Annotated in this window: 18 protein-coding genes and 2 tRNA genes; 12 read left to right on the top strand and 8 right to left on the bottom strand. The window is 60.7% G+C overall.

Annotated features, from left to right (window positions below):
* Positions 1-82: 82 nt before the first annotated feature.
* Complete coding sequence (locus ATN00_RS14050; RefSeq protein WP_062065766.1) at positions 83-286, top strand: hypothetical protein; 204 nt, start codon at positions 83-85, stop codon at positions 284-286.
* Between the two features lie 155 nt (positions 287-441).
* Positions 442-518 (top strand) — tRNA-Pro (locus ATN00_RS14055).
* A 117-nt stretch (positions 519-635) separates the two neighbouring features.
* Here the strand turns inward: ATN00_RS14055 and ATN00_RS14060 are convergent.
* The 3 genes from ATN00_RS14060 to ATN00_RS14070 form a co-directional block, all read right to left on the bottom strand.
* A tRNA-Ile gene (locus tag ATN00_RS14060) sits at positions 636-711 on the bottom strand.
* Between the two features lie 25 nt (positions 712-736).
* Positions 737-1,774: a polysaccharide deacetylase family protein gene (locus ATN00_RS14065; protein ID WP_062065767.1), complete on the bottom strand. Its 1,038-nt coding sequence runs from the start codon at positions 1,772-1,774 to the stop codon at positions 737-739.
* A 45-nt stretch (positions 1,775-1,819) separates the two neighbouring features.
* The gene (locus tag ATN00_RS14070; RefSeq protein WP_156415360.1) at positions 1,820-3,502 is read right to left on the bottom strand and encodes a sensor histidine kinase; all 1,683 of its coding nucleotides are present in this window, start codon (positions 3,500-3,502) and stop codon (positions 1,820-1,822) included.
* A 211-nt stretch (positions 3,503-3,713) separates the two neighbouring features.
* Here ATN00_RS14070 and ATN00_RS14075 point away from each other — a divergent pair, with 211 nt between their 5' ends.
* Positions 3,714-4,187 carry an Lrp/AsnC family transcriptional regulator gene (locus tag ATN00_RS14075; RefSeq protein WP_062065773.1) on the top strand — a complete coding sequence of 158 codons (474 nt, stop codon included), beginning with the start codon at positions 3,714-3,716 and terminating at the stop codon, positions 4,185-4,187.
* A 9-nt stretch (positions 4,188-4,196) separates the two neighbouring features.
* Here ATN00_RS14075 and ATN00_RS14080 read toward each other — a convergent pair whose 3' ends face one another.
* Entirely contained in the window at positions 4,197-5,411 is a 1,215-nt protein-coding gene (locus tag ATN00_RS14080) for a tetratricopeptide repeat protein (protein ID WP_231746287.1), read from the bottom strand.
* Between the two features lie 131 nt (positions 5,412-5,542).
* Positions 5,543-6,811, bottom strand: coding sequence for a hypothetical protein (locus ATN00_RS14085; protein ID WP_062065779.1), 1,269 nt, complete (start codon positions 6,809-6,811; stop codon positions 5,543-5,545).
* Positions 6,812-7,078: 267 nt separating this feature from the next.
* Between ATN00_RS14085 and gyrA the strand changes: the two genes are divergently transcribed.
* Positions 7,079-9,781: a DNA gyrase subunit A gene (gyrA, locus tag ATN00_RS14090; protein ID WP_062065782.1), complete on the top strand. Its 2,703-nt coding sequence runs from the start codon at positions 7,079-7,081 to the stop codon at positions 9,779-9,781.
* Positions 9,778-10,125, top strand: coding sequence for a DUF952 domain-containing protein (locus ATN00_RS14095; RefSeq protein ID WP_062065786.1), 348 nt, complete (start codon positions 9,778-9,780; stop codon positions 10,123-10,125). The genes gyrA and ATN00_RS14095 overlap by 4 nt, the downstream gene beginning before the upstream one ends.
* Before the next feature lie 22 nt (positions 10,126-10,147).
* Here the strand turns inward: ATN00_RS14095 and ATN00_RS14100 are convergent, their stop codons facing one another.
* Entirely contained in the window at positions 10,148-11,263 is a 1,116-nt protein-coding gene (locus tag ATN00_RS14100) for a glycosyltransferase (protein WP_062065789.1), read from the bottom strand.
* A gap of 51 nt (positions 11,264-11,314) precedes the next feature.
* On the opposite strand from ATN00_RS14100, the gene ATN00_RS14105 reads away from it, so the two are divergent.
* From ATN00_RS14105 to ATN00_RS14135, 7 genes are all read left to right on the top strand, one after another.
* Positions 11,315-12,178 carry a lysophospholipid acyltransferase family protein gene (locus ATN00_RS14105; protein WP_062065792.1) on the top strand — a complete coding sequence of 288 codons (864 nt, stop codon included), beginning with the start codon at positions 11,315-11,317 and terminating at the stop codon, positions 12,176-12,178.
* A gap of 32 nt (positions 12,179-12,210) precedes the next feature.
* Complete coding sequence (locus ATN00_RS14110; protein ID WP_062065795.1) at positions 12,211-12,855, top strand: phosphoribosylanthranilate isomerase; 645 nt, start codon at positions 12,211-12,213, stop codon at positions 12,853-12,855.
* Positions 12,852-14,081 carry a tryptophan synthase subunit beta gene (trpB, locus tag ATN00_RS14115; protein ID WP_062065798.1) on the top strand — a complete coding sequence of 410 codons (1,230 nt, stop codon included), beginning with the start codon at positions 12,852-12,854 and terminating at the stop codon, positions 14,079-14,081. The genes ATN00_RS14110 and trpB overlap by 4 nt, the downstream gene beginning before the upstream one ends.
* Positions 14,078-14,899: a tryptophan synthase subunit alpha gene (trpA, locus tag ATN00_RS14120; RefSeq protein ID WP_062065801.1), complete on the top strand. Its 822-nt coding sequence runs from the start codon at positions 14,078-14,080 to the stop codon at positions 14,897-14,899. The genes trpB and trpA overlap by 4 nt, the downstream gene beginning before the upstream one ends.
* Positions 14,896-15,747 carry an acetyl-CoA carboxylase, carboxyltransferase subunit beta gene (accD, locus tag ATN00_RS14125; RefSeq protein WP_062065803.1) on the top strand — a complete coding sequence of 284 codons (852 nt, stop codon included), beginning with the start codon at positions 14,896-14,898 and terminating at the stop codon, positions 15,745-15,747. The genes trpA and accD overlap by 4 nt, the downstream gene beginning before the upstream one ends.
* 30 nt (positions 15,748-15,777) lie before the next feature.
* A complete protein-coding gene (locus ATN00_RS14130; protein ID WP_062065808.1) occupies positions 15,778-17,100 on the top strand; it encodes a bifunctional folylpolyglutamate synthase/dihydrofolate synthase in 1,323 nt (440 codons plus the stop codon).
* A gap of 65 nt (positions 17,101-17,165) precedes the next feature.
* Positions 17,166-17,606, top strand: a complete 441-nt coding sequence (locus tag ATN00_RS14135; protein ID WP_062065811.1) for a DUF6628 family protein — start codon at positions 17,166-17,168, stop codon at positions 17,604-17,606.
* On the opposite strand, the gene ATN00_RS14140 is transcribed toward ATN00_RS14135, so the two are convergent.
* Positions 17,591-18,916 carry an AmpG family muropeptide MFS transporter gene (locus ATN00_RS14140; RefSeq protein WP_062065814.1) on the bottom strand — a complete coding sequence of 442 codons (1,326 nt, stop codon included), beginning with the start codon at positions 18,914-18,916 and terminating at the stop codon, positions 17,591-17,593. The two genes, ATN00_RS14135 and ATN00_RS14140, sit on opposite strands and share 16 nt — an antisense overlap.
* Before the next feature lie 69 nt (positions 18,917-18,985).
* Positions 18,986-19,444: a response regulator gene (locus ATN00_RS14145; RefSeq protein WP_062068827.1), complete on the bottom strand. Its 459-nt coding sequence runs from the start codon at positions 19,442-19,444 to the stop codon at positions 18,986-18,988.
* Positions 19,445-19,599 lie beyond the last annotated feature (155 nt).

The raw sequence follows: 19,599 nt of genomic DNA on the forward strand, positions 1-19,599 counted from the left end.
CGCACACGTTAATGCGGGTCGCTCGCGTAGGGCCACTCTGTAACGTGCCTGACGCGGCATATTGCTATGGGAGCCGTACACAATGAAGAAGATCGCTGTTGTTTTCGCTTCGGCCGGCCTGATGGCCCTCGCCGCTTGCGGTGAAAAGCCGGCCAACGAGACCGCGAACGCTTCGAACGCCGTTGTCGAAAACGTTGTTGAGAACGCGGTGAACGCTGCCGACAACGCTGCGAATGCTGCCGACAACGCTGCGAACGCCGCAAACAACGCTGCGAACGCGATGTAATTTTCGCTTTGGCGAAAACAGGAAGGGCGGCCCGCGAATGCGGTCCGCCCTTTTTTATTCTCTAGCCAACGAGCTTCACGGCCCCAATGCTGTCACATCTCAGCGATAAAGTGCGATTGACGGGATATGGACTTGGAAGCTAAGGCGCTCCACATCGGGGAGTAGCGCAGTCTGGTAGCGCATCTGCTTTGGGAGCAGAGGGTCGCAGGTTCGAATCCTGTCTCCCCGACCATTTCCAGAAAAAGAAGTTAAGGGCCCGAACATCAAACGGCGACCACGATGCGTGGAGCGAAGATGGATCTTCCTTCCCGTCGACGTTTGAAGCTTCCACTGTGCGATAAAAGGAGGCTGGTGGGCCCGGCAGGACTCGAACCCGCAACCTAGCCGTTATGAGCGGCCAGCTCTAACCATTGAGCTACAGGCCCCACCTGATGCGGGCGATAAGGGGCATCAGGCCGCTTTGCAAGCCCGTCCATTTGGCAAAATGCTCTGCACGAACTCGTCCAGATTTGCCGGGTTAACGCCACGTCGCGCCAGATGATTGAGGATAATGTCCCACCATCTGTAGAAGCCGTTCATATCCTCCGCATTCCGGACATAAGGCGTGTGACCTGGCTCCAGTGTCGGCGAGTGAAAGCTGAAATTCAAAACCGGCACAGCTTCGTCGATCAAGGCGTCGATCGCCATAATCGCTGCAGCGACAGGTACGCCTTCCGGTGTCAACGGAACCCGGCTCAACAATCCTCCGCGCGCCAATGCTCCGGCAAACAGGCCGACGGTCTGCGATGCTCTATAGAGGCCCTCCCCTCCCCGTTTCAGCAATCCAACAAAAGCTGTCGACAGCGGCAGCTCGATCAATGTCCGGTCAGGCCCAGCCCAATAGGGTTGCAGCGGGAAGCCACGAAAATCAGGACCATATTGAGCGCTATAATCGAAGCGGCTCCGCACGGAACTGTCGACGATAAACCCTGCATCTTCCAGCAGTCGAGCGCTGTTGGGCCCCACGCCGTAACGCCCTGCCCGATAAGCGACTGGCCTTTGCCCGAAGCGCTCCGCAATCCTTTGGCATAAGGCTTCCAGCTTCGCCTGCTCCACTGCCTTTGGCAAGTACCCGGCATAGCTGTTCGCCGCCGACACTTCTTCCACATGCGGCGGATTAACCCAGGGGTGCAGATGAGCGCCAATATCCGCCATTCGGTCGCTCACCCATTGGCCCATCATCGCGGCCGCGTGATCACTGTCGATCACTGGATAATCCGTAACATAGATCGGTCTGATGCCGGCTGCCGCGAAATAGGCCTGTCCGCGTGCCATGCCGCTCAATGCCGAAACACTGTGGCCGGTTCGAGTGAAGGGCGCCGTCCAGTCGAATTCCTCTTCTGTATCGACGAACAGCATGAAGCGTGTGCCGAAATCCGGATCGAGCGAAATCAAATCTTCCGGCCGGGGCGGAAGCAGCAGATTGCCGTCATTGGAAGCCATGGTCATGCCAGCTTATCTATCGTATAATGGTTGCGATAGAGTTTCCTGAACCTAGGCCTGCCCCAGTTGATCTTCCGGCCGGGCCAGCGCGGGCACGGACAGGAGCAGCCGCTCCTCTTCGATTTCCAGCGTGGCGCCACAACCTGTCGCAAGGCTGCGAATCAACCGGAGCGAAAAGCCAAGGCCAAGCAACGGACCATCCGCCCAATCCCCCTCCGCCGTATAGCCGGGGTCCAGCAACTCCTTCTCTTCCATCCCTTTAAGCGAGGATGGTCGATCAAAGGCGAGCATCACCTGCCCCGCCGCGCCGTCCGGCTTAAACCAACAGGCGCCTGTCACATTCTCTCCGGGTGGGGTGACGGAAATCAACGTCCGCAGCAGATGCTGCACCATCCTTTCCCCCTGAGCCGGATCAATCCGTACCGAGGGAAGATCAGGGGACAGTTGAATGTCGACGCGAGAATCCGTCCCATGGGATTGATCGCAAAAGCGCCCCACCACCTGCGAGATTAAAAGCGCGGGATCAATGACATGCGGCGTGTTCACCCCGTCATTTCGGTGCGTCCTTGCAGCCAGATCCAATTCATCGAATGCAGTGAGCAAATGCCGCGCGTCGACGGCAATCTTGCCAGCCATATCGCGATAATTCGGTCCTGCGGCGCCGAAAAGTTCTTGTTCGATGATTTCTGCAAATCCCAGGATCGCGTTGAGCGGCGTCCTCAACTCATGAACCAGTTGACGCAGGGAATCTGCCGGAAATCCGGCGACCGAAGCCAATGCCGTGTCAGATGGGATCGCGACCTCATGAATATAGGGACGGCGTGCCTGACCCCGATATCCTTGGAATCGGCCCGATCTGGGATCGAAGAAGGGCGTTGCCGACAGTCGCCATTCCCCGGCCAGAGTTCCTCCGACAATCTGGTATCGGCCATGACGAAAACCGCTACGCCGCGCAAAAGCGCCCGCTACATGCCCATCGGGGCCACTCCCGCCGTCCAACGCTGCCTCATTCAGGGCAAGGCCGATAAGCGCAGTACGCGGCCTTTGATCGACCCAGATGATCGTACCGTTGGCATCGGTTTCAAAGGCGAACGACCGTGTCGCTGTTTCGGGATCCGAAGTCTCCGAAGGGACGGATTGCCGTTTCGTCCTCGTGAAACGCTGGATTCGATCCACCAGATTGCGAATCTGACTTTTCCCGTCGGGGCGAATTACGTCCGTGTCGGGCGCGTCCACCTCGGCTGCGCGGATCGCCATTTCCGGTGTCAGCAACATGGCCTGAGCCGGAAAGGCATCATCACGCTCAGTCGTCAGCACCAGATCGGCCGCGCCAAAGGATTCCAGCGCGCGTCGGGTTTCGGGGCCAATGTCACGCCGTCCACGAAGAACACCGCGCGCCGTAGGAGTCAGGCGAGGCAGCAAGGAAGCCCAGCCATCATCGGCCAGCCGGGCGCGAGCCATGGCTGCGGCGGCAATAGAAGGCCGGTCATTGGAGAAAAACTCCACCAATGTCGGAGAGGACAGCCGGGATCCCAATTCCACGACCGTCGCAATCCTTTGGGCCTCGGTCAATTGGAAGCGCAGATTCGTCAAGCGCCCCAGCAGGGCTTCCCGGTCATCCGCAGGCATGGGGCGTTCGCTTCTATCATGCTGAGCGAGCAGGTCCACGCACTGGCGCCAGAGGGTTACCGCCCCCGGGCCGGTTCTGCTTTCAGCGGACAGCACCGTTTGCATGAGATCGTTGAAACGCACCCCGAACCCTTTGTTGTGCGACCGCCGCCGAAATGCGCGGCCCAATATTTCGCTTATGGATAGGCTCTCGCAGCGCCAAACGAAAGGGGGCTCAGGGCCTTATCGCATCATCGTAGCATTGTGGGACAATTGCATTGTCCTGAAACATTATTATGATAACACGCAACAACCATGTAAGGAAATAATCAGGATAATGGCGAGCCCGAATATCGACGACATCGATCTGCAAATTCTGGGGGAGTTGCAGAATGATGGCAGGATGACCAATGTGGAACTCGCCCGGAAAGTGGGATTAACGGCGCCCCCGTGCCTGCGTCGTGTTCGCGCGCTGGAGGAAGCCGGGGCCATTACATCTTATCATGCTGTGGTCGACCCGGCGATGCTGGGCTATATGATTACGGTATTCGCCATGGTGAGCCTTCGCAGCCAGGCAGAGGCCGATCTGAAAGCTTTTGAGGACCATATCGCGACCCTGCCCGAAGTGCGTGAATGTCATATGCTGAATGGTGAAATAGACTTTATTTTGAAGGTCGTGGCGAAGGATCTTCAGAGTTTTCAGCAGTTCCTTACATCAAAGCTGACTCCTGCGCCGAATGTGGTGAGCGTGAAAACCTCGCTCACCATTCGGACCGCCAAGAATCGGCCGGGCGTTCCCCTGCGCGTCTAAGGAAGAAATTCAGCTACTGGTCTGAGAAACAGACGGCGCACGCTGCGCCGTCTTCTGGCTTTGCTCTTCGATCCAGATCGACCAGAAACCCGCCACATTGCTCCAGTTGCCCTTCACATTCGCAAGGACTGTTTTCGCACCGGCAAGATCACCTGACCGGGCCAGCGAAATGCCCAGCCGTGCATTGGCCTGATCGTCATTAATTCCACCCTTCGTCAGGGCCAGGCGATATAATTCGGCAGCTTTGGGATATTGGGCCAGCGAGAAATAAGTATCTGCCGCGATAAGAGCCGGCTCACCACTGCTTGCCGATGCCGCTTTCTTCGTAACGGCAGGCAGCGCAGCCATTTCTTTCGTCGCCTTGGGCGTCACAGCCTTCAGCAACTGCGAGGTGACGTTCTGGGACGATGTCAGCTTACCCGTCGAACGCCCCGCCTCGATGATCGCTTTGGTTTCGGCGGGATAACCGGCCTTTTCGGCCAGTTGGGCATAGGATTGATAATCACGCTCGCTTGCCATGGCACCGCTGGCCGCTTGCAAACGATATAAATCCAGCTGAATCTGAGGATCAAGCGCTGCAGCGGGCAGGTAATTGCTCAATGCCGAGCGCCAGTCCCGCGTGGTGCGATAGAGGCTCAGCCTTTCCCGATAGAGCGCGCCTAGGTCCGCCCAGTTTCCTGCCTGATAGGTCAGCGAGATAGCGCGATCAAACCATGCTGCGGGGATCTTTTCTCCTGCCGCCCGCTTGCGCGCCATCGCTTCCTGCACAAAGGGCCATGCTTCTTTCGGCTTGTTCTTGCGTAGATAGATGTCCGCCCGTAAAAGGCTGGCGTCGATATTGTCATAGCCAAGGGTTCGCGCATAATCGAGTTGCGCGAAGGCGTCATCATAATTGCCGACGACATAAGACAGGTAGCCAGCCACATAACGCAACCGGGGAGCGTCCGTCTTGGGAACGGAGCCGGTCTTGAACATATCTGTCAACGCAAGCCGCTCGGCCTGAATATTCTGCCGCTGGACAGCCAGCTCAAACCGCAGGCCTGCTGCAGCATAGGCTTCGAAATCCGTGGCAGGATTCAATGCTGAGATGCGCGCGCTGGCCGTGGACACATCCCCCGCCCGCAGCGCAGCTTGAGCCGCTTGCACATTCGTGCGGAAGTCGTCCGACATCTGAATGACCGGACCATTGTCCTTCTTTTTGGCTGCGGAAGGTGATGCAAGCATGACCACGCTCATTGCGGCAGCCAACATATATCCCAATTTCATATTTCTACGCATGGCCGATCCGGCCCCCCCAAAAACAGTCAGCATCGCAATCGGCGAGGGTTGAACCATCAACCCTCGCCGTCGATATTTCAAGCGCCTTTGCTGGTCAGATAGGACAGCCACAGCCCAGCGATGGATTTGCGAGCGCCGCCCTGCACCGATTGGAATGCCGCCTTGGCGGAAGCCGTATCGCCTGCCAGCGTCTTGGCAATGCCAAGCCTTGTATTCACTTCGTCCGCGTCCACGCCGCCCTTTTGCTTGGCGAGTTCGAACATGGCCGCGGCCTTGGCATAATCACCATAGCCCAGATAGGCGTCGGCGGTCGCTGCCGCAATTTTGCCATTGGCCGCTTTGCGTGCATCCGCTTCGGCCGCACCTAGCGAGCTTTTATCCCCCGCAATCTTTGCAACGGCCGATTGATAAAGATCGCCGCCCTGCGATGCGTTCAGCACACCCTTGGCGCGGCCAGCATCGATCGACGACTTCACTTCGCCATAAATGCCGGTCTTCGAAGCCATTTCCGCATATTCGGTGAAGTCGCCCGCGACAACCAGGCCGCCAGAGGCAGCCATCAGGCGCAGCACATCGAGATTTTCGCGGTTGGTGATGTTGGGGTTGGCTTGCTGGAACAGACGGACCAGCGTGCGGAGATTCTCGCCATTAGGTGCAGCTTCATAAGCCTGTCGGGCCCAATCCGTGACTTCCGGCAGTTTTGCGGCCGCGGCGCGGCTTACGCCGATCTGATACCATTGAGCCGGTGCGGGTTGTCCGCTTGCCTTGCTGGCATCAATTGCAGCCTTGAGTGCCGCCAGCCCCTGCTGGTTAAGCCCTCGGGCTGGCTCGACCGACGGACTGGCGGTGCCTGCCTTGCCGAAATAGGCTTGCGCCAGCGTCACGTTGACCGCCTCGGGCTTGTAGCCTGCCTGAACAGCCGCCTGCCCACGCTGGATCGCCAGGTCATAGTTCTTCGCGGCCAACGCCTGTTCGGCCGCTATGGCGTTGAACTGGCCGGCCTGATCCGTCGGCGTGAGGCCACTGTCGAGCATCTGCGTCAGGGCTTCGCTCTGCAGCGCGGCGTCCTTGGCAGCGATAGACGTATTCAGCTTGATCGCGCCGATCTGATATTTGTCGTCGTTTGACTTGGCCTTGCCGTCCGCATCGGCCAGCGCAGCCTTCGCCGCTGCGAAATCCTGCTTGCCTGCGGCTTCCTGCGCGGTCTGAAGCGCCTTGATCACGTCAGGCGATACATTGAGCTTAGGAGCGCTCGCCTTCTTGTCCTTGGCCAAGGCAGGGGCCGAAACGGCGCCGCCAGTCAACGCCAGTGCGAGCGCAAGCGCCACCGGGGTTACAAAACGCATGATCCTCATCTCCTTTTCGCCTGAAGGGGGCCAGGCGACCTTCCATGTTATGCGCCGAATTAGGGGTCGACGCGTGAACGGCCTTTGAACAAGCCTATAACCACGGATTTTGCAACTGTCATGCGCCGGGCTTCGTTCCATATTTCCGTAACCGCGAAAAATCACACGCCGGGCGGAACGTGTATGAAGCTGCCCGAGGGGTGACAGATTTGTTTCGCTCGGCTAGTGCGGATACGACCATAACCATCCGCAAAAAAGAGAGTCGCCTTGACCGACGAGACCGCCCTCGCCGACCCCTCCGATATCAGCCCCATCAGTATCGTCGAGGAGATGAAGTCGAGCTATCTCGACTATGCCATGTCGGTCATTGTGGCGCGCGCGCTGCCGGATGTGCGCGACGGCCTGAAACCCGTGCATCGCCGTATCCTTTTCTCGGCGCATGAAAGCGGCTTTTACCATAACAAGCCTTATCGAAAGTCGGCCCGCATCGTCGGTGACGTGATCGGTAAATATCACCCGCACGGCGACAGCGCGATCTATGACGCATTGGCGCGCATGACGCAGGACTGGTCGATGCGCGTTCCCCTGATCGACGGTCAGGGGAACTTCGGTTCGATGGACCCCGACCCGCCGGCCGCCATGCGTTACACCGAAGCGCGCCTCGCCAAGGTGACGACCGCGCTGCTGGATGATCTCGACAAAGACACTGTCGATTTTCAGCCGAACTATGACGCGTCGGAAAGCGAGCCGCAGGTCCTTCCCGCGCGCTTTCCCAACCTGCTGGTCAACGGCGCGGGCGGCATCGCGGTCGGCATGGCGACCAACATCCCGCCACATAATCTGGGCGAAGTGATCCGTGCCTGCCTCGCCTATATCGACAATCCTGGCGTCACGGTGGACGAACTGATCCAGATCGTCCCGGGTCCCGATTTCCCGACAGCTCCGCTCATCCTGGGCCAGTCGGGCGCGCGCAGCGCTTATCATACCGGGCGCGGTTCCATCATGATGCGCTCGCGTCATGAGATCGAAGAAGGGCGTGGAGATCGCCGCTCCATTGTTCTCACCGCCATTCCCTATCAGGTCGGCAAGAACGGCCTCGTCGAAAAGATCGCCGAAGCCGCCAAGGACAAGCGGATCGAGGGGATTAGCGACATCCGCGACGAATCGAACCGCGAAGGCGTGCGGATCGTCATGGACCTGAAGCGCGACGCCACGCCCGAAGTCGTGCTCAACCAGCTTTGGCGCAACACACCCGCCCAGTCGAGCTTCCCGGCCAATATGCTCGCCATTCGCGGCGGTCGCCCAGAAGTCCTGAACCTGCGCGACATCATCGAAGCCTTCGTCCGCTTCCGGGAAGAGGTCATCACCCGCCGCACCAAGTACGAACTCAACAAGGCCCGCGACCGCGCGCATATCTTGTTGGGCCTGGTCATCGCGGTAACGAATCTCGACGAGGTGGTCCGTATCATTCGCGGTTCGGCCAGTCCGGCCGAAGCACGCGAATCTCTCCTTTCACGCGAATGGCCGGTGGAGCAAATCGCGCCCTATCTACGCCTTGTCGAAGCCATCGAAACCGAAGCGACAGGCGATACATATCGCCTGTCCGACATACAGGTGCGCGCCATCCTCGACCTGCGCTTGCATCGGCTGACGGCACTGGGCCGCGATGAGATCGGCAGCGAACTGGCGGAACTGGCCGCCGCGATCACCGAATATCTGGCAATCCTCGGCGACCGCGTGAAACTCTATGCCGTCATGCGTGAAGAATTTGAGGTGATCGAACGCGATTTCGCTACGCCGCGCATCTCTGAAATCACCGCAGCCGCAGACGGGATCGAGGACGAAGACCTTATCGAACGTGAGGATATGGTCGTCACCGTGACCATGCAGGGCTATATCAAGCGCACCCCGCTCGAGAGCTTCCGAGCGCAAGCGCGCGGAGGCAAAGGCCGGTCCGGAATGGCGACCAAGGATGAGGACGCCATCACCGAATTGTTCGTGACTTCCACGCACACGCCGGTCCTGTTCTTCTCCACCATCGGCAAGGTCTATCGCCTGAAAGTCTGGCGCCTTCCCGAAGGCGGTCCCGCGACCCGTGGCCGCCCGATGGTGAACCTACTTCCACTTTCGCCAGGCGAAACCATTTCCACCGTCCTTCCCTTGCCGGAAGATGAAGCGGAATGGGCCAATCTCCACGTCATGTTCGCAACGGCCAAGGGATCGGTCCGACGCAACAGCATGGATGCCTTCACCAATATCCCGTCGAACGGCAAGATCGCCATGAAGTTCGAGGGCGAGGATATGGACGACCGCCTGATCGGCGTCGCTCTGCTGGAGGAAAGCGATGACGTGCTGTTGGCGACTCGCCAGGGCAAGGCGATCCGTTTCCCCGGCGACGATGTGCGTGAATTCCAGAGTCGGAATTCAACCGGCGTCCGTGGCATCCGCCTCGGCAAAGGAGACGAGGTCATGTCGCTCTCCATTCTCCACCGCGCCGGGATTACCGATCAGGAGGAGCGCGACGATTATCTCCGCTTTGCGCCGTGGAAGGCCGAGAAGGAAGGCGCGCCGCAAATGAGCGCCGAGCGCTATGAGGCATTGCAGACGCGCGAGCAGTTCATCCTGACGGTATGCGCCAATGGCTATGGCAAGCTGTCATCGGCCTATGAATATCGCCGCACGGGCCGGGGTGGTCAGGGCATCACCAATATCGACAATATCGGGCGCAATGGTCCGGTCGTTGCCAGCTTCCCGGCGACGCGGCAGGATCAACTCATGCTCGTCACGGACCAGGCGAAGCTGATCCGTATGGGCCTCGACAGTTTGCGCGTCATCGGCCGCAATTCGGCGGGGGTGCGCCTCTTCAACGTGGCGGATGACGAGCATGTCGTCAGCGCGGCCCGCATTGAGGAAAGCGATGAGGACGTCGTCGTCAACGGCGACGAAGCGCAGGAAGCCACCGAAGCGTGACGGAGCTTTTCGCTTACAAGATATTGACACGTCCGCAATTCGATCAACTCAAGGCCGACGGCGTTTTCCACGGCGCGCCGGTCGACCTTGAGGATGGCTATATCCACCTCTCCACTCGCGAGCAGGCAGCTGAAACCGCGGCCAGACATTTCGCGGGGCAGGACAATCTGGTGATGGTCATGGTCGACCTCGCCCCTTTTAGCGATGCTCTGAAATGGGAGCCCTCGCGCGGCGGTAAACTATTTCCGCATCTCTATGCGCCACTCCCGATGAAGGCGGTCGCGGGCAAGGTCACGCTGCGCCTTGACGATCAGGGCAGGCATCTATTCCCGGCGGGCTTTTAAACCGATCTCGTGTGGATTTTCTCTAGTGGATTTTCTCTATTCGCACGACCTTGCCCTGCTTCACCCAATAATCATAGCCGCCCCAGCGAATCCGGCGAGACAGCGCGCCAACGACCTGAATCGTCAGATGCGTCCATGTCACGATAAAGGGCGCAACGGCATCCCAGATCAGCGATCGCCGCGCTTTTCGCGCCTGATCCGGCTCGATCACGCTGGCGATGATCCGCATGCGGATCATCACACGGCACCAGGCCGCGCCATAACCGACGCCCATTGCGCTCCAGCCGCCCCAGCCCAACGCCCACAGCCACCCCAAAGACTGAACGGACACGACCAATGCGGCGATTCGCCACATGCCCGGGCTGCTGGTGATGACATGTCGATATTGGCGTATCGCGAAGCTTAGCGCCGTCCGCCCGCTTCCTTCCAAGGGGCTCGCCACCAGTAGATCGCGCACCGGACGAAGGCGCAATTTTTCATGCCAGCCCGCCAGTCCGATAGTCATGTCGTCGGATAATCTTCCTGCCAACACACGGTCCAGTTCCAGTTGCTCCGCCATGGGCCGGGTCATCGCCATCGCCCCACCCCAGGGCATGGTGGAACTGGCCGCACGGGGCAAAGTCGCCAATTGCATCTCCACCGCGCCGACGAGCGTCAGCAGCGGTCTAGCGTCCGGCAAAAGCAGGCGATAGCCGGTCACGATATCCGCCTTGTCCCGCACCAAGGGAAAGAGCAGCCGTCCGATCAGCCGCGCGGGCGGCTCAATATCCGCATCAATGAAAACCAGATAGCGGTCGTCCGGTTTCAACGCCCTGAGCGCGGCGCGGAGCTTGTGCACCTTCTGCCCTTCATCGTGCGCGACACCAGCGCGCACGATCTGCACGTCACGAAAATCCAGCTTCTCCGCCGCTGGACATGCTCCCGAAGTCGCCACGATCAGCCGAAAGGGCACGTTCTGCGCCGCCAGCCGTTTCATCAGGTCCGGCCCGCCATCCCAATCATCCTTGACGCAGAGCAGCACTGCCACACCATCAGGCGCTTCCTCCTGCCGATCCGCAGGCACATGCCGCAGATAGTGCGCGACGCCCAGCACCGTCGCCCCCTGCAACACCAACCACAGCCCCAAGGCCCAACTCATAGCGTTTCCGGCCCTTTACCGCCTCAACCGCTGCTGTATGACGAAAGGGCGATGCTCTCAAACCCCTTTCTCTTCACGCTACTGCGTTTGCTACCCGCCGCGATGGCCTCATGGATCGGCGGATGGCTGTCGGCCAATGTCGCGCGCAGAAGCATGAAGCTGCGCGACCAGCGCGCCCGAACGAACCTCGCCCTGCTGCGCCCCGACCTCAATGACGCGGAAAGGGAGGATATCCTTACCCGCCGCTGGTTCAACCTTGGCCGCACCATGGCCGAACTCACCAATGTCGACCGGCTGGTCAACCCCCGCCGGGTCGCCATCCAGGATGAAGCCGCCTATCGGGAAACGCTGGACTCCCCGCGCCCGATGATCTTCCTGACAGTCCATGTCGGCAATTGGGATCTGCTGGCCGCGCATCTCAAAGCATCCTGCGACCGCGCCCCGCTGGGTGTCTACGACCCGCCCGCCGATCCGGTGCAGGCGAAAATGCTCCAGCGCGCCCGCCGAAGCTATATGGGGGAGGCGATCACCGGCGGCGGGGCGGCCCGCGCCATCGTGCGGCACCTGTCGGACAGCGACCGCGCCATGCTCTATATCCTGATCGACGAGCGCCGTGACATGCAGGTGGCATTTCCGCGTTTTGGCCGCGACATTGGGGTGAGCGGCAATCTCTCCATCGCCCTGCGCCTTGCACGACGTAGCAACGCGCGCTTCCTGCCCTTCTATCTCGCAAGGGAAAAGGGCGCGCATTTCCACCTGCGCTGGCATCCTCCCCTCGATCCAGCCGAACTCGACGACGCAGATCTTCTCGACCGCATAGATAATTTCCTCGGACAGGCCTGCATTGATCATGCTGATCAATGGCTCGCCTTGCACGACATGGACCTGACCCGGCCTATCGCGGCAGCCATGTGACTTGCGTGCCTATCAGGTCTAAAGCCCCTCCCATGTCCCGACTCGCGATCAAGATTTGCGGCCTTTCGACACCTGAAACGGTGGGTGCGGCGGTGCGAGCAGGAGCCACCCATCTGGGCCTCGTCCACTTTCCCAAAAGCCCCCGCCATGTGGAAGCGGACCAGATTCGCACCCTGACAGCCGCCGTGCCGCCACATGTCGGCAAGGTAGCCGTCATCGTCGATCCGACTGATGACATTATCGCTTCCCTTGCCGCGACAGGCGCGCTCACGGCACTGCAACTCCATGGCAAGGAAACGCCAGAACGCGCCGCCAACATCCGCGCGCGCTTTGGCCTGCCCGTCTGGAAAGCCATTTCGGTCAAAGCGCAGGCCGACATCGCCGCTGCCACAGCCTATGCGGGCGCTGTTGACCTGCTCCTGTTCGACGCCAAAACGCCCGATAGCGCCGCTCTCCCCGGTGGCATGGGACTGCGCTTTGACTGGACGCTGCTCCGCGGAGCCTCCATCGCAACGCCATGGGGCCTGTCAGGCGGACTTTCCGTCGACAATGTGGCGCAAGCTATCGCCATCACAAATGCCCCTCTTGTCGACATTTCTTCCGGCGTCGAAAGCGCGCCAGGCATCAAGGATGTGGACAAGATCATCGCCTTCTGCAAAGCGGCTGAGCCATCATGACTATTCAGAACTCCCTTCGTTCCCAGCCTGACGCCAGCGGCCATTTCGGTTCCTTTGGAGGCCGCTATGTCGCTGAAACGTTGATGCCGCTGATTCTTGAGCTGGAAAAGGTCTACAAGGCAGCGCGGCAAGACCCGGCGTTCGAGAAGGAATTTGCCGACCTCCTCAAATATTATGTAGGACGGCCCAGTCCACTTTATTATGCCGAGCGCCTGACCGAAGCGCTGCGCGCTGAAGCGCCGCTGGGCAAGGGCGCGAAAATCTACCTGAAGCGCGAGGAACTCAATCACACAGGCGCGCACAAGATCAACAACTGCATTGGCCAGGTGCTGCTCGCCCGCCGCATGGGCAAGCCCCGCGTGATCGCGGAAACCGGCGCGGGCCAGCATGGTGTGGCGACCGCGACCGTGGCGGCGCGCTTCGGCCTCCAATGCACCATCTTCATGGGCGCGAAGGACGTGGCGCGGCAGCAGCCCAATGTGTTCCGCATGAAGCTGCTGGGCGCGGAGGTGATCCCGGTGACGTCCGGCGCGCAGACGCTCAAGGACGCGATGAACGAAGCGCTGCGCCACTGGGTCGCGAACGTCCACGACACCTTCTACATCATCGGCACGGCGGCGGGACCGCATCCTTATCCGGAACTGGTCCGCGACTTCCAGTCGATCATCGGCCGGGAAACCCGCGAGCAGATCATGGAAGCCGAAGGTCGCCTGCCCGACATGCTGATCGCGCCGGTGGGCGGCGGTTCCAACGCCATCGGCCTGTTCCATCCCTTCCTCGATGACGCGGATGTCGCCATGATTGGCGTCGAAGCGGCAGGCGAAGGGTTGGACGGCAAGCATGCCGCCAGCCTGACAGGCGGCTCCTCCGGTATCCTGCATGGCAACCGCACTTATCTGCTTCAGGACGAGGATGGGCAAATCACCGAAGCGCACAGCATTTCGGCGGGCCTTGACTATCCAGGCATCGGGCCGGAGCATAGCTGGCTCCATGAAATCGGCCGGGTCAAATATATGCCCGTCACCGATGACGAAGCCCTCGCCTCTTTCCAGCGCCTTTCCGCACTCGAAGGCATCATTCCCGCGTTGGAATCCGCGCACGCCGTCGCTGCCGCCGAACAGGTCGCACCGACGCTGGACGCGGACAAGCTGCTTGTCGTCAACCTCTCCGGTCGGGGAGACAAGGACATCTTCACCGTCGCACAGGCATTGGGAGTCGAAATATGACGACTGACCGCATGGCCACCCGCTTCGCCGCCTGCAAGGCGGAAGGACGCGCGGCGCTCGTGACTTTCGTGACGGCAGGCGATCCGACCGTGATCGATGCCGCCGCTATACTCGACGCATTGGTCGCAGGCGGCGCGGATGTCATCGAATTGGGAATGCCCTTTACCGATCCGATGGCCGATGGCCCCGCAATTGAACTTGCCAACTTGCGTAGTCTTGGTTCGGGTACGAAGACCAAGGATATCTTCGCCATCGCCGCCGCTTTCCGCGCGCGCCATGCCGACGTGCCGGTCGTCCTCATGGGGTATGCCAACCCGATGTTGGTGCGTGGTCCGGACTGGTTCGCAGCCCAGTGCAAAATTGCGGGCGTGGATGGCGTGATCTGCGTCGACGTGCCCCCAGAGGAGGATGCCGAAATCGGCCCGGCCCTGCGGGCGGCAGGCGTCCACCTCATCCGCCTCGCAACTCCGACCACCGATGCCAAACGCCTGCCCGCCGTCCTCGATGGTGCCAGCGGCTTCCTCTATTATGTGTCCGTCGCTGGCGTAACCGGCAAGCAGCAGGCCGCCCAAGCCGCCGTCGAGCAGGCCCTCGCTCGCCTCAAAGCCGCAACCGATCTGCCCGTTTCCGTGGGTTTTGGAGTGCGGACGCCGGAGCAGGCCACCGCCATCGGCCGCGTTGCGGACGGCGTAGTTGTTGGATCCGCCATTGTCGATATCATAGGATCCCATGGCGACGCCGCCGCGCCATTCGTTCAGGAATTCGTCGCCACGCTGCGCGACGCACTTACCACCAGGTCCCGGGAGACCGCCGCATGAGCTGGATCAACCGCGTTCGCAACGCCATTCCCTTCATCGCAAAGAAGGAAACCACGGCGGAGACGCTGTGGCACAAATGCCCTTCCTGCGCCGACATGGTGTTCATCAAGGAGTGGGAGGAGAACCTCTCCGTCTGTCCGCGCTGCGATCATCATGGCCGCATCGGCCCGTCCGAGCGGTTCGAGCAGATTTTGGACGCGGGCTTCATCCTTTTGCCCACCCCGCCGGTGCAGGAAGACCCTCTCAAGTTCCGCGATTCCAAGCGCTATCCCGATCGCATCAAGGCCGCGCGCCATTCAACGGGTGATCAGGAAGCGCTCATCAATGCACGGGGCGCGATCGAAGACATTCCCGTTGTCATGGGCGTTCAGAACTTCGCCTTCATGGGCGGTTCCATGGGCATGGGTGTCGGGGCTGCCTTCATTCAGGGCATCAACGAAGCCATCGGCCATAAATGCCCTTATGTGATCTTTACGGCAGCCGGCGGTGCGCGAATGCAGGAGGGCATCTTGTCCCTCATGCAAATGCCGCGCTCCACCGTCGCCATCCGGAAACTGCACGCAGCGGGCCTGCCTTATATCGTCGTGCTGACCGATCCGACGACCGGTGGCGTCACTGCCAGCTACGCGATGCTGGGGGATATTCAGATCGCCGAGCCGAATGCGCTGATAGGCTTCGCGGGCCAGCGCGTCATCGAAAGCACCATCCGCGAAAAGCTGCCCGAAGGATTTCAGCGCGCGGAATATCTGCTCGACCATGGGATGCTCGACATGGTCGTGCACCGTCGCGATCTGCGCGATACACTGACGCGGGCCATCACCTATCTGACGCCGCGCGCTGCGGCCTGAGCTTCAACCGCGCGACGGGGGAAACGCGCCATGGCCGACTACGCCGTTTCCGATGATCCGGGAGTTCAGGCCCAATTGAACCGGCTGGCGGCCTTGTCGCCTGGCGCCGACATATTGGGCCTCGACCGGATAACCCAGCTGCTCGCTCGCCTCGGCAACCCGCACGAGGCATTGCCACCTGTCTTTCATGTGGCCGGCACGAATGGCAAGGGTTCGACCTGCGCCTTCCTCCGCGCCGCGCTGGAGGCCGACGGCAAGAGCGTTCACGTCTTCACTTCCCCACATCTTGTCCGTTTCAACGAGCGGATTCGCATTTCGGGCCAGTTGATCGACGATCCCACGCTCGCCCATTATCTGGAGCGCGTGCTGGATGTCGCTGAAGGGGTCGACGCCAGCTTCTTCGAAGTCACCACGGCTGCTGCTTTCCTCGCTTTTGCCGAACATCCAGCCGACGCAGCTATCATCGAAGTGGGGCTAGGCGGACGGCTCGATGCAACCAATGTGATTTCCAATCCTGTTTCCTGTGGCATTGCCCAGCTTGGCCTCGATCATCAGGCGTTTCTGGGCAACAGCCTGAAGGAGATTGCAGCGGAAAAAGCGGCCATCGCCAAATCCTCCGCACCGCTTGTCACGCAACGCTACGCCGAAATGCTCTTTCCCGTAATGATCGATGCCGCGATGGCCGCCCGCACGACCTGGTTCGCCATGGGCACTGACTGGGATGCCGCGGTCTATCGCGACCGGCTCCATTATCGCGACGACAAGGGACGAATCGAAGCGCCCCTCCCTCGCCTTCCTGGCGCGCATCAGGTGGAAAACGCCGCTCTCGCTTTTGCCATGCTGCGGAATCAACGAGCGGTCGCGGTCAGCGAAGCCGCGTTAAAGGCGGCTCCGCTCTGGGCGAACTGGCCTGCGCGACTCCAGCGGCTCGATCGAGGACCGTTGCTCACCCCGCTGCCCAATGACGCGACGGTCTGGCTGGACGGCGGCCATAATGCAGGCGCGGGAGAAGCCATTAGCGCCTATTTCACGCCCGATCGCCTGGAGGGGCAGCAGCTTCACCTCATCATCGGGATGCTCGCCAACAAGGATCCGGAGGCTTATCTTGCGCCATTTGCAGGACAGATCGCACATATCCATGTCCTGCCAGTAAATGGACATGAGCATCATTCCGCCGAGCGATTCTCTGCCGTGGCGGCCCGTTGGGGCATCGGCTGTGCGGCGCATGACACGCCGGCGGAAGCGATCGCTGCGGTCGCCGCCCAGCGGGAAGCCGCGCCCAAGCTGCTCATTGCAGGCTCCCTTTATCTCGCTGGAGAAATTTTAAGGGCCAATGGGCAATTTCCCGACTGATTTATAGTTGCGATTCATTCGCAATAGCGTAACATGCGCCTTACCAAGTGAGAAAGGCGCACAATATGGCATATGGAGAGTCCCCGTCCCTCGATTTGGCGCGCCCCCTGCCGGGAGGATATGGCAACCGCCTGTTCCTCTTCGTCGTGCGGCGAATGGCGAGCGCGGGGGTCAATGATGCTCACGCCGCCAATGCCATGTTGGGAGCATTCGGACGCAGCTATCGCCGACCACTGATCCTGATGCGTGCGATGATGCTGGAACTCGCTCGCGCATCGAGCCGGAAGATTCTGGTCGCGCCTTGCTGCTGCGCCCGCATGACGGCAGACGAGGCTCTGACGATGGACGCGATCAGCAATGCCCTGCGCGCGCCTCAAGAAGCCTATGAGCAGGTTGCCTCCCTACTCGGCAGCGACGACGCCCTTGGAGCGCTCACCTGCCTTCAGGCCGTAGCGCAGGCTCATGCCGATCTCGGCCGCCCGCTCGACCTCTACGCCGCAGGCTGATCGCCTTCATCCGTCGCCGCGCTGCCAACGCTCGCATCGACGAGTCCAGCGCGCATCATCAACCAGAATAGCAGGATGCCCGGCAGCGCCAGCGCCGTCGTCAGCAGGTAGAAGTCGACATAGCCGAACCGCTCGATCATCGCGCCAGCGGTCGTCCCGGTCAGGAACCGACCGACGATGCTCGCCGCAGCGGAGATCATCGCATATTGCGCCGCGGTAAAACGCAGGTCGCACAACGCGGAGAAATAAGCGACGACCGCCACGCCCCCAATGCCGCTCGCGAAATTTTCGAAACCGATGGCGCCCGCCATGCCGATATTGCTCTTCCCCGCCGCAGCCAACGCTGCGAAGCTGAAATTGGAAACGGCCATCAGCATTAGACTGATGAGCACCGATCGCTTCAGCCCCAACCGGGCATAGAGCACACCGCCTACGAAAATCCCCGCCAGCAACGCCCAGAAACCGACTCCCACATCGTAGATCGCGATCTCGTCATTGCTATAGCCGAGGTCATTGAACAACAGCCGGAAAGTGAGGTTCGCCAGCGTATCGCCGATCTTGTGCACCAGGATGAACAGCAGAACCAGCAATGCGCCCTTGCGCCGGAAGAAATCCACGAACGGCCCGATAATCGCCTGGATCAGTTCGCCCCCGCTCTTGCGCGCCGCTATGACCTTATGCCTTTCCGGCTCTCCCACGATCAGCGCCGTCAGCATCGCCGGCAAGGCAAAGAGCGCACAAACGATATAGGCGATAGTCCAGTCCCAATGCTGCGCCACCACCAGCCCCAACGCGCCCGCCGCCGCCGCGCCGATGCGCCATCCATATTGCGACATGCCCGCGCCGATGCCGAGCTGTTCGGGTTTCAATATCTCGATCCGATAACCGTCGATGATGATGTCGAAGGTCGCACCGGCAATCCCCAGAAGAATAGCTGCCCGCACGGTCGCCATCAGGTCCGCGCCCGGATCGACCAGCGCCAGATTGACGACCGCCGCTATCACCAGCACACCCGCCAGCAGCATCCACGACACGCGCTGTCCCAGCCGGTGCAGCATGGGCAGCTTCACGCCCTCGATCACCCAGGCCCACAGCCATTTGAGATTGTAGGCCAGCAACACGAGACTGAACGCCGTCACGCTTTTCTTGTCGATCCCCTCCTGCGCCAGACGGGACGCCAGATTGGCGCCTATCATCGCAAAGGGAAAACCGGATGAAATGCCAAGGAAAAGAGCAGCCAGCGGCGCCTTCTCTGCATAGGGCTTTACGGCATCCAGCCAGCTTCCGGCGCCTTGCGCGATGTCCGTCATTAATCCCCCGATGTTGCGCGTGTCCGGGGCACCATATGAGCAAAAATATGGGAAACAAGCGGCTTGCGGTCAGATCGCCTCGGCAAAGAGGCTCAACCCCGCTGGCAAACGCGTGACGCTACCTCCGCGTAACACCCTGTCCAACACGGCGATCGATGCGATCAGGTCGCGCGGATCATAGGGTTTTGCCAGGCAGCCAATTGCCAGATGACGCGACGGAGGCGGGCATCGCCCCGTCACGAACAGGACCGGCAGCCCTCTTTGCTGCGCGTGATGAGCAACGTCGATGCCGCTTCGTTCACCCTGCAACGCGACGTCCGTAATGACCAGGTCAACATTTTCCTCGTCCATGGCGCGGACTGCGTGGTCATAATCGTCGACGGTGGCGGCTATACGATAACCGGCAAGGGACAAGCTATGTTCATTGTCAAAAGCTACCAGCGGCTCATCCTCGACCACCAGTATCGTGCGGATCGCACGTCCCCGGCCTGGCGCTGTCTTTTCCCCTTTGATCAGCCCGAAAAACATTTGCCGACCCGCCCTGTTTCCGCCATGTGCCAATAATGCCGCGCCCATGCGCTTGGTTTTCGGCGCGAAAGGCTCCAACCCTCGCGCAAGCGCCTGCTCGGCACCGTTCGTCACACATGCCGATGTTCTCCCCATATGGGGAGAGCCAGTTGCCG

Source organism: Sphingobium baderi (genome assembly GCF_001456115.1).
In the GTDB taxonomy this organism is placed as follows: domain Bacteria; phylum Pseudomonadota; class Alphaproteobacteria; order Sphingomonadales; family Sphingomonadaceae; genus Sphingobium; species Sphingobium baderi_A.